The following is a 9,189-nucleotide window of genomic DNA, read 5'->3' as shown; positions in this document are numbered from 1 at the left end:
ACAAGGGGGCGGAGCTCACAAAGACGAGCGAAATCCCTGCGATCCCGCCCCATCCAAACATCCCCGGTTACTGCGCAACAGGCCCCTTGTGGGGGAGATGTCCGGCAGGCCAGAGAGGGGCGCTGTCCCGCCGACCTCTTCCATCGCAGTTCACATAACTGCCCAAATTTCTCAGCTCATCATAGGTCGACCGGAATGCCGGCGATCCTTCGCGCCCCCCTCTGTCCTGCCGGACATCTCCCCCACGAGGGGGGAGATCGGCAGCTTCAGCGACGGCGCCTTCTCCAGGCTCACCACGAAAGCGTAAACGCAAGCTTGCCGAAATGCCGGCCGCCAGCTGCCATATGGGCGTAGGCCTCGGTCGCCTGGTGCTGGCTGTAGACCGTGTCGATGACCGGATCGATATGGGCGGCGCCGATGGCGCGCGCCGCGTCGCGCAGGTCGGATACCGAACCGGTGTTGTTGCCCACCACCTTGAGTGCCTTGATGATGATAGGCAGCAGGTTCGTGGTGGCCTCGGCGCCGGTGACGAAGCCGATGGCGAACACCGTGCCGCCAGGCGCCGCGGCATTGATGGAGCGGGCGAAGGTGGCCGAGCCGCCGGTTTCGACGATCAGATCGGCGCCGAGGCCATCGGTCAACTCGAGCACCTTGGCGTCCCAGTCCGGCGTCTCACGATAATTGATGAGGTGATCAGCACCCAAAGCCTTGGCGCGGGCCAGCTTTTCGTCAGACGACGAGGTGATGATGACCGTGGCGCCGGCTGCCTTGGCCAGCTGCAGGGTCAAGATCGAGACACCGCCGGTGCCGAGCAGGACGACGACCGATCCCGGCCCGGCATCGGCGGCGCGGATCGCATTCCATGCGGTGGTGCCGGCGATCGGCAGCGTCGCTGCCGCTTCGAAGGAAAGATGCGCCGGCATCGGCACGACGGCATTGGCCGGCAGCGCGACATACTCGGCGAGCGAGCCGGGCAGCGTCAGGCCGCGCATCTCTCTTGTCTCGTAAGGCCGAGGACGGCCGCCGATCCAGCGCGGTTTTGCGTGGGCGATGACGCGGTCGTTGATGGCGACCCTCGACACGCCCTCGCCGATGCCGACGATCTCGCCGGCGCCGTCGACGACGGGAATGAGCGGAAAGCTCGGACCTGGATAGTTGCCGCTCGCTACCGCGACATCGACAAAATTGAGGCTTGCGGCGCGCAGGCGGATCAGCACTTCGCCACGCTGCGGTTCAGGCGTGGGAACGGTGGCCGCGCGAAACGCGTCCAGTTTCGGGGCAGTCAGTTCGATCGCTTTCATGTCTCACTCCGGTTAATGGCCGATTGACGGGCCGGGATTGAGTGAAACTACCTGCTGCGCTATTGGTATATAATCCTTGGCTTTTACATTTGAGCTCTGCGTCTGATGCAGCAATCGTACGAACCGGCAGCATTGGCCGAAATGGCCGCCTTCGCGGCAATCGCCGAAGCACGCTCCTTCACCAAGGCGGCGGCTCGCATCGGCCGCGACGCGACGATCCTGTCGCGGCGCCTTGCCTCGCTGGAAGAGCGGTTGGGCGTGCGCCTGCTGCACCGGACGACGCGAAGCGTGTCGCTGACCGAGGCGGGTTCGGAATTTCTCGTCCGCGTCCGCGCCATCCTGGCCGCGGTCGACGAAGCCGAGGCTGCCGCGTCGGCGCATGCCGGCGGCGGGCCGCGCGGCGTGCTGCGGCTGGCGCTGCCCGGCTCGTTCGGGCGCATGTGGATCGCCCCGCTGCTGCCGCAGTTTCTCGCCGAATTTCCCGACGTTCGTATCGAGGCCGAGTTCTCCAACCGTTTCGTCGATCTCGTCGCCGAGAATTTCGATGTCGCCGTGCGTCTCGGCGCACTGGAGGATTCGCGGCTGGTGGCGCGCAAGGTCGCGACACGGCGGCGGCTGCTGTGCGCGGCGCCGTCCTACCTCGCCCGCCGGGGCACGCCGACCGAACCTGAAGCGCTGCTGGAACACAGCTGTCTCGGTTTCTCAGGCTTCCAGACTTTTCCGGCCTGGGAGATGACCGACAGTTCGGGCCGGCGCGTCAGTATCGAGGTCTCCGGCCCCCTGGTCACCGATGATGCCGAGGTGCTGGTCGAAGCCGCCGTGCAAGGCGTCGGGCTGATGATGAGCACGGATTGGCTGGTCGGACGCGAGCTCGCCGACGGCCGGCTGGTGCCAGTGCTGGAGGACTGGACGCTTGCCGATGAGGGCGCCGTCTATGTCGTCATGCCTTCGGCCAAGGGGCAAGCCGCCAAGACACGTGCCTTCGCCGACTGGATCGGCAAACGCTTTGCGCCGGTCCCGCCGTGGCGGAGGTGAGGGTGCTGATCTCCCCCCTTGAGGGGGAGATGTCGCCGAAGGCGACAGAGGGGGTCGCGGCGCGTGGAGCGTCAGCGCCGTCTCTCGTAGGGAAGGCGTCGGCGATCTATGTGAGACGACCCCCTCTGGCCGCTTCGCGGCCATCTCCTCCTCGAGGCGGGAGATTACGCGCTCAGCCGCCTCCGCCTCCACCCTGCTTGATGAAATGACCGAGCAGATCCATCGGCACCGGAAACACGACCGTCGACGAGCGCTCACCGGCGATGTCATGGAGAGCCTCGAAATAGCGCAGCTGCATGGCCTGCGGTGTCTCGGCCAGCATCTTGCCGGCCTCGACGAGTTTTGCCGCCGCCTGCTGTTCGCCGTCGGCATTGATCACTTTGGCACGCCGCAGCCGTTCGGCCTCGGCCTGCTTGGCGATGGCGCGGACCATATTCTCGTTGAGGTCGACATGCTTGATCTCGACATCGGAGACCTTGATGCCCCAGGCATCGGTTCGCTGATCGAGGATCTCCTGGATGTCGCTGTTAAGCTTGTCACGTTCGGCCAGCATTTCATCGAGCTCATGCTTGCCGAGCACCGAGCGCAACGTGGTCTGTGCCAGCTGGTTGGTGGCGGTCATGAAGTCTTCGACCTGGATCACCGCCCGCTCAGCGTCGACGATACGAAAATACAGCACCGCGTTCACCTTCACCGAGACGTTGTCGCGCGAGATCACGTCCTGCGGCGGCACGTCCTGGACCACCACTCGCAGGTCGACCTTCACCATCTGCTGCACGAAGGGGATGAGGATGATAAGGCCGGGGCCCTTGACCCCGGTGAAGCGGCCGAGCGTGAAGACCACGCCGCGCTCATATTCCCGCAGGATGCGAATGGCCGCGGATAGGAACATGACCACGACGAGCGCTGCTGCCAGATAGGCCACATAACCGATGATCATTGCCTTGCTCCATCGCTTCTCACATTGCGGCGCCGTATCGTCAGCACAAGATCTCTGACATCGGCCACCTCGACGCTGTCGCCCACTGCAAGCGGTTCGTCGGCTTTTGCCCGCCAGCGCTCGCCCCGGGCGAGCACGTGGCCCTCGCAGCCCTGCCAGTCGAGGACCTCCGCCGGCAGACCCTGCATGGCCTGTGCCCCAACACGCGGAACGTTCTTGCGGACCGCCCACAGATAGCTGCCGGTCAACAGTGCCAGGCCGAGCGTCAGGACGGCGGCGGTGCCGATAACGGCCCACGACATCTCGAAGCCGGGCCCCTCGATCCTGAGCAGCATGGCTGCGCCCAGCAGAAACGCAGCCACGCCTCCCAGCCCAAGGACCACAGTCGGGTTCAAGGCTTCGACGACCAGGAAGATGATGCCAAGCAGCATCAAAGCCAGGCCGGCATAACTGATCGGCAGGAGATTGAGCGCATAGAGCCCGAGCAGCAGGCAAATCGTGCCGATCACGCCGGGTGCGACCGCGCCCGGGCTCGTGAATTCGAAGACGAGGCCATAGACGCCGACCAGCATCAGGATGACGGCGATGTTCGGGTCCGTGATCACGGCGAGAAGCCGGATGAGCCAGCCTGGCTCGAGCGTTTCGACCGGCAGTCCTTTCGTCGCCATTGCCTCTTTTTTGCCGACGATCTCGACTGTCCGGCCGTCGGCCAGTTGAAGCAGTTCGGTGGTGTCGCGGGCGACGAAGTCGATGACATGCTGCTGCAGTGCCGCGCCGGCCGACAGGCTGGCCGCCTCGCGCACGGCCTTTTCTCCCCATTCGGCATTGCGCCCGCGCAATTCAGCCAGGCTGCGGATCAGGGCAACGGCATCGTTCGTCGCCTTGGCGATCATCGCATCGCCCGCGGGCGCGTTCTTCTTGTCCTTGTCCGCCTCGGGGCCATCGTTCTTGCCGCCGTCGGGAAACGATGGCAGCGGCCCGCCCATCTCGATCGGCGTTGCCGCGCCCAGATTGGTGCCGGGCGCCATCGCCGCCAGATGGGTGGCGTAGAGGATATAGGTTCCGGCGCTCGCCGCATGCCCGCCGGCCGGCGCGACATAGCCGATGACGGGAACCGGCGAGGCGAGAATGCCGGCGATCATCTCGCGCATGCTGGTGACCAGCCCGCCGGGCGTGTCCATCTGCAGGATGAGAGCCTGGGCATTTCGGTCCGCGGCCACCGCCAGCGCTTCCTCGAGTTGCCTGGCACTCGCCGGACCGATGGCGCCGTCTATCTCGACGCGCAGCACAACTTTCTCCCGGCCGTCCGCCTCTCCGGTTGCGGAAGAGGGACAAACGGCCGCAACAGCCACGAAAGCCGCGGCAAGCAGGACCGCACGCGCGAGTTTCACGCTCAAAGCTCCACATCTAGGAATATGGGCTGGATTTTGCCGAAATCCATGACGCTTCGCGGCGGGTGACGCATCGCACGGTCCTGCTGGGCGTCGGCCTGCTCAGCGGCGGCTACGCCACCGAGAAGCTCCGCCAATCGGGCACGTTCCGCGGCTGTGCAGACCCGACGGCATGTTGCGCCATATAGACGAGGTCGGCGGCCGCACCCGACGGCGGCGGGGCCGCCGCTAAGTCCAGTCGATTTCCCCGTGATCGGTTCTTGTCGTTATCGCTCCGGCCGGCAGCCGATCACAAAACGCGACGACGTTCAGGCAGTCATATCGCGCGCTGGGCACGATCAGACCGTCATAATCGAGGAAATGCGCGGCCTCGCCGATGTCTTGCGACCTCGGATATTCGGCGTGCTTTTCCTGATACGAAAGCTGCCCGTAGCGCGAGGTGTCGAGGCCAAGGGTCTGCAAGGCTGCCAGGTCGAGCAGTCTGAGCGTCCGGTCCAAAGCAAGATCGATCTCAAGGAGATTGTATCTGACACGCGAAGGGACCACTGGCTGCCCGCGCGTCAGGTGGAATCTCATCTCGCTCAAGGCACCTTCGCGCTCTTGCGAGGTGTAGAGCACGTCGAATGTTCCATCGTCCCAACGGCCACCGGAGCTCGAGCACTGGACCGGGCTGCGGCCCTGGCGCACCACACGCCAAACCGTTCCGGAGTATTCGACCGGAACTATTGCCTCGATAGCGTCGATGAGCCGGCTATCACGTCGTTTCCGACCGGCGATCGCCAACTAGAGAAAGACCTCGTCCTCAAGCCGATCGATGACTTTGAGCACGTCGAGAGCACGGTCGTCGTGAATGAGATCTATCGCCCTTTCACCGTTCAATTGCGGGTGGCGAGCGTAAAGCCAGGTGCGGATATCGCTTGGCTCGTAGAATTCCTGCAGTCGGCCGACGATATAGTGCAGGTCCGATAGAATGAGCTCGCTGCGCGGCTGGGGCTTGATGTCGCCGGCTTTCCACCTCGAAACCGTGGCCTTGGACACATCGGTGATGTTTGCAATATCGGTTCCCTTGAGACCGCCAAACGTGCCCAATTCGTCCAGGAATCTGGGAACCGCCCGAAACGCCGTAGCCATGTTTTCTCTCCGGCTTCCAAGCCAGCTTCGCCCATGCGTGTCAGCCTGACACTTTGACTGCATCGGCGCATTTCAGTTTCACAAATGGAAAATATGAAACAGAGATGCAAATGTCAATTGCCGCTTCGGTTCGGGGGGTCTCCAGTGCCTGGTCGCTCAGGCCCGAAGCAGCGCCAGCTCTTCGGCAGTCAGATGGCGTACCTTGCCCTTGGCAAGGTCGCCGAGTTGCAGATATCCGATCGCGATCCGTACCAGGCGCAGTACCTCGATATCGTGGGCGGCGAGCAGCCGGCGGATATGGCGGTTGCGGCCTTCGTCGAGCACGATTTCCAGCCAGGCGGTGCTGGTGCCGCCGCGCAGCAACTCGATCGAGCGGGCCGTCAGCAATTCGCCGTCGACTGTCGCGCCGGCGCGCAACCGCGCCAGCATGGCCTCGTCGGGCAGGGCGCCGATCTGCACGTGATAGGTCTTGGCGACATGTGAGGCGGGGTCGAGCAGGCGCTGGGCGAGGCGCGTGTCGTTGGTCATCAACAGCAGGCCTTCGCTGGCCTTGTCGAGGCGGCCGACTGGCGAGACGAAAGGCAGGTCGAGCCCGGCCAGGCAATCATAGACGGTGCCGCGGTCCTGCGGGTCGTCACGGGTGGTGACCAGCCCGCGCGGCTTGTTGAGCATCAGATAGACCTTGCGCTCGGCGGCGACGCGGCGGCCGTCGACCTCGATGCGGTCGCGGCCTGGATCGACGCGCATCGAGCCGTTGCGCACGATCTTGCCGGCGACCCGCACGCGGCCCTCTGCAACCAGAAGCTCGGCCTGCTTGCGCGAGCAAAGGCCAAGCTTCGACAGCGCGCGACAGAGGCTGACGCCGGGAGGTTGGGTCCCGGGGGCAGGGCGCTGCCGGGCAATGTTCGGTCGCGGCGACATGGCGTTGGTTCTCGTTACGCGTTTTCAGTATAACCGGCTGCCGACTGTGTCCACGCAAGGACTGGAATGTCGCCTCGGATGCATGCGGCCAGTTAGATGAGCCTTGCCAGCCTTGCGGCGTCGCGTATGGCCAGCACGGCATCCGGATTGGTCACGGGATAGGCAGTGATGAAGCGTTCGACCGAAAATTCGGGGAATTCGGCTTTCAAACGGGCGGCAAACCTGGCCGCTTTGCCGGCCTCACTCGTGGCCGCATGCGCGAGCGCGAGAAACATCAGCACGTCCGGCGACTCCGGCGAACTCCGGCGGAGCGCTGCAATGGCTTGCCGGTGTCTGCCGGCGGCGAACAGAATGCGGCCCTGCATGCCGAAATACCAGGGCGGGGCCAGTGGGTTAAGCCGCATGGCACGCTCGATGAGCGGAATTGCCTCGGCCGGATCGCCAACGACAAGCGCCTTGCTGCCGGCAAGTAGCGGCAATATGCCGGCATGATTGAAGCCGTATTCGAGAGCGCGCCGGTGGGCGCGCTCCGCTCCTTCGAGATCGCCAAGGCATGCTCTGAGGTTGCCAAGGCACGCGTGGGCGCAGCTGTCCGTCGGGTCGAGGCGCAGTGCGTTTTCAGCCGCCGTCCGCCAGTTCTCGATCGAGGTCAGCACGTCGTCGCCAAAGCCGTTGCAGGCCTCGATCGAATAGGCATAGGCGAGTTCGGCCCAGCAGTTGGCGAAAGTGGGGTCAAGCTCCAGCGCTCGTAAAAACAGACGGATCGCCGCCGCATTGCCGGCGCGGCTGAACGTCGTGTGCTGTTCTACACCGAGCAGATAGCAATCATAGGCGCGCAGGCTGGCCGGCGGCTTGCGGCGAACCGCGTTGCGGCCGACGGTGGCGAGGGTTCCGTAACTGCCGGCAAACACATTGATGATGCTTTCGGTCAGGCTGTCCTGCAGCTCGAAAATGTCCTCGACAGGCCGGTCGTAGCGCTCCCTCCACAGGCTGACGCCGTTACGAGCATCGGCAAGCTCTATCGTCAAGCGAACCCTCTGGTCGTCGGCGCGCAACCGGCCCGAAACTATATAGGTGACGCCGAGCGTCTTACCGTCCGCGGCAAAATCGGCCGGCTTGCTGCCCAGTGATTTCATCGTGTGAAAGGCTATGACAGGCAAGCCTGCGTAGCGCGCCAGGTCGATGGTGATGTCCGACGACAGGCCATCGGCAAAGCGACGCCATCGCTCTTCGGAATTGAGGCATTCAATCGGGAATATGGCAAGCGTTGGCGGGGCTTCGGACAAAGGCAAAAGCGCTTCCTGCGACGCGCGCGGGACACCGCTAAAGTAGGTCGCAAGCCCGATCTTCGTCCGTACGCCGAGCTTTTCGTAGATGCTCGCAAGGTGAGTGCGAACTGTGGTCGGGGCAATGAAAAGCGCCTTGCCGATTTCACGGTAAGTCATACCGGACGCGAATTTTTCCGCAACCGCGCGCTCGCGACCCGACAAGGCGTCGAGCGCCTGGGCTTTCGAAGCGTCGTTGAGCATCATGCTGGAACCCCGTCCCCAGCGGAAGAATACTACAAATGCAGGAGGTCGAATACTGCATCTGCCCGATGCCGCCGCTGACGCACAAACTGCAAGGTCGCCCGCAGCAACAGCTGTGGTCAGGGGAGGGCTTCCATGCGTACCGTTTCGGTCGTTATTGCATGCGCGATTTTGAGTTCTTCGGCGGGTCTGTCGCCGTCGTTCGCAAGAGGATGCAGGCAGGTGCTGGAATCGGATGTGAAAATCACGAGCATGCGACTCTACGCCGACATCCTGGCCAATGCCGCCCGCAACGGCTGGGACTACACGCCTGAATCGATCGTCAGCGGCTCAAAGCGGCATTTCGAGGAGATGAAACTCCAGTTGAACGACGCCGGCTATGAGATCGTGCCTGTCGGCGTCCGCCTGTATTGCAAACGGTCCGACAAGCTCGCCGCCCGCTAGCAACCAGCGATCCGCCCCTTTGCGGCGCAAGCTTTCGGCAATGTTGAGCAGAAGACCGCGCCGGATCCATCTTGATCCGCTCAGCGCCGTGCGCTTTCAACGCGCCCAGGAACCTTCCCGATGCTGCCGCCCGACACCGGGCGACACCTCAGGTAAACGCGCCGGGTACACACCCGGGCAGCAAACCATCCCAGTGCCCACGGGACGTCCTAACTCATGCGGGGGATTTGATGGGGATCGAAGACGACCACGCGCCACTCCGCCTGGACCACGCGCTGTACCACTTGGACGGCACGCCAGCCGGCCGTTAGCTCTCCACGCCTGAGCATCTCGATGATGGTTGAATCCAAAATCACCACAGTTCGGTGCTCGTCGAGCGAGCTTTCAGCAGCCTGGTTCCGCAGCCTAAGTATGTGCAACTTCGGAAGCTGCCGACATCAATTCCTCGGGATTCGGCGCTCTGAAGGTGTTGAGGCCATCCTCCAGAACTTCAGTGA

At 63.8% G+C, this 9,189-nt stretch carries 9 protein-coding genes; 2 read left to right on the top strand and 7 right to left on the bottom strand.

Features of this window, described 5'->3' with window-relative positions:
• Positions 1-290: 290 nt before the first annotated feature.
• On the bottom strand, positions 291-1,301 hold the full coding sequence (locus NKH42_RS30490; RefSeq protein WP_352753642.1) for a zinc-dependent alcohol dehydrogenase family protein: 1,011 nt from the start codon (positions 1,299-1,301) through the stop codon (positions 291-293).
• A 105-nt stretch (positions 1,302-1,406) separates the two neighbouring features.
• On the opposite strand from NKH42_RS30490, the gene NKH42_RS30485 reads away from it, so the two are divergent.
• A complete protein-coding gene (locus tag NKH42_RS30485; RefSeq protein WP_352740126.1) occupies positions 1,407-2,336 on the top strand; it encodes a LysR family transcriptional regulator in 930 nt (309 codons plus the stop codon).
• 172 nt (positions 2,337-2,508) lie between these two features.
• On the opposite strand, the gene NKH42_RS30480 is transcribed toward NKH42_RS30485, so the two are convergent.
• From NKH42_RS30480 to NKH42_RS30455, 6 genes are all read right to left on the bottom strand, one after another.
• A complete protein-coding gene (locus tag NKH42_RS30480; RefSeq protein WP_352705623.1) occupies positions 2,509-3,276 on the bottom strand; it encodes a slipin family protein in 768 nt (255 codons plus the stop codon).
• Complete coding sequence (locus NKH42_RS30475; protein ID WP_352753638.1) at positions 3,273-4,667, bottom strand: NfeD family protein; 1,395 nt, start codon at positions 4,665-4,667, stop codon at positions 3,273-3,275. Before NKH42_RS30475 ends, NKH42_RS30480 begins: the two co-directional genes overlap by 4 nt.
• Before the next feature lie 228 nt (positions 4,668-4,895).
• Positions 4,896-5,450, bottom strand: coding sequence for an RES family NAD+ phosphorylase (locus tag NKH42_RS30470; protein ID WP_352691926.1), 555 nt, complete (start codon positions 5,448-5,450; stop codon positions 4,896-4,898).
• Positions 5,451-5,798, bottom strand: a complete 348-nt coding sequence (locus tag NKH42_RS30465; RefSeq protein WP_352691928.1) for a hypothetical protein — start codon at positions 5,796-5,798, stop codon at positions 5,451-5,453. It abuts the gene before it with no gap.
• A 156-nt stretch (positions 5,799-5,954) separates the two neighbouring features.
• Positions 5,955-6,719 (bottom strand): pseudouridine synthase, encoded by a 765-nt coding sequence (locus tag NKH42_RS30460; RefSeq protein ID WP_352691930.1) that lies wholly within the window; start codon positions 6,717-6,719, stop codon positions 5,955-5,957.
• Positions 6,720-6,811: 92 nt separating this feature from the next.
• A complete protein-coding gene (locus NKH42_RS30455; RefSeq protein ID WP_352691932.1) occupies positions 6,812-8,251 on the bottom strand; it encodes a LuxR C-terminal-related transcriptional regulator in 1,440 nt (479 codons plus the stop codon).
• Positions 8,252-8,383: 132 nt separating this feature from the next.
• On the opposite strand from NKH42_RS30455, the gene NKH42_RS30450 reads away from it, so the two are divergent.
• Positions 8,384-8,692, top strand: coding sequence for a hypothetical protein (locus NKH42_RS30450; RefSeq protein WP_352691934.1), 309 nt, complete (start codon positions 8,384-8,386; stop codon positions 8,690-8,692).
• Positions 8,693-9,189 lie beyond the last annotated feature (497 nt).

Source organism: Mesorhizobium sp. M1142 (genome assembly GCF_040318565.1).
In the GTDB taxonomy this organism is placed as follows: domain Bacteria; phylum Pseudomonadota; class Alphaproteobacteria; order Rhizobiales; family Rhizobiaceae; genus Mesorhizobium.
The sequence above is the reverse complement of the archived record's forward strand: the minus strand, read 5'-3'. Positions and strand labels throughout refer to the sequence as shown.

What these genes read in the sequence shown, in the direction of transcription:
- NKH42_RS30480 (WP_352705623.1), bottom strand. Translation starts at nt 3,276, where the DNA reads ATGATCATCGGTTATGTGGCCTATCTGGCAGCAGCGCTCGTCGTGGTC.
- NKH42_RS30485 (WP_352740126.1), top strand. Translation starts at nt 1,407, where the DNA reads ATGCAGCAATCGTACGAACCGGCAGCATTGGCCGAAATGGCCGCCTTC.
- NKH42_RS30450 (WP_352691934.1), top strand. Translation starts at nt 8,384, where the DNA reads ATGCGTACCGTTTCGGTCGTTATTGCATGCGCGATTTTGAGTTCTTCG.
- NKH42_RS30455 (WP_352691932.1), bottom strand. Translation starts at nt 8,251, where the DNA reads ATGATGCTCAACGACGCTTCGAAAGCCCAGGCGCTCGACGCCTTGTCG.
- NKH42_RS30460 (WP_352691930.1), bottom strand. Translation starts at nt 6,719, where the DNA reads ATGTCGCCGCGACCGAACATTGCCCGGCAGCGCCCTGCCCCCGGGACC.
- NKH42_RS30490 (WP_352753642.1), bottom strand. Translation starts at nt 1,301, where the DNA reads ATGAAAGCGATCGAACTGACTGCCCCGAAACTGGACGCGTTTCGCGCG.
- NKH42_RS30465 (WP_352691928.1), bottom strand. Translation starts at nt 5,798, where the DNA reads ATGGCTACGGCGTTTCGGGCGGTTCCCAGATTCCTGGACGAATTGGGC.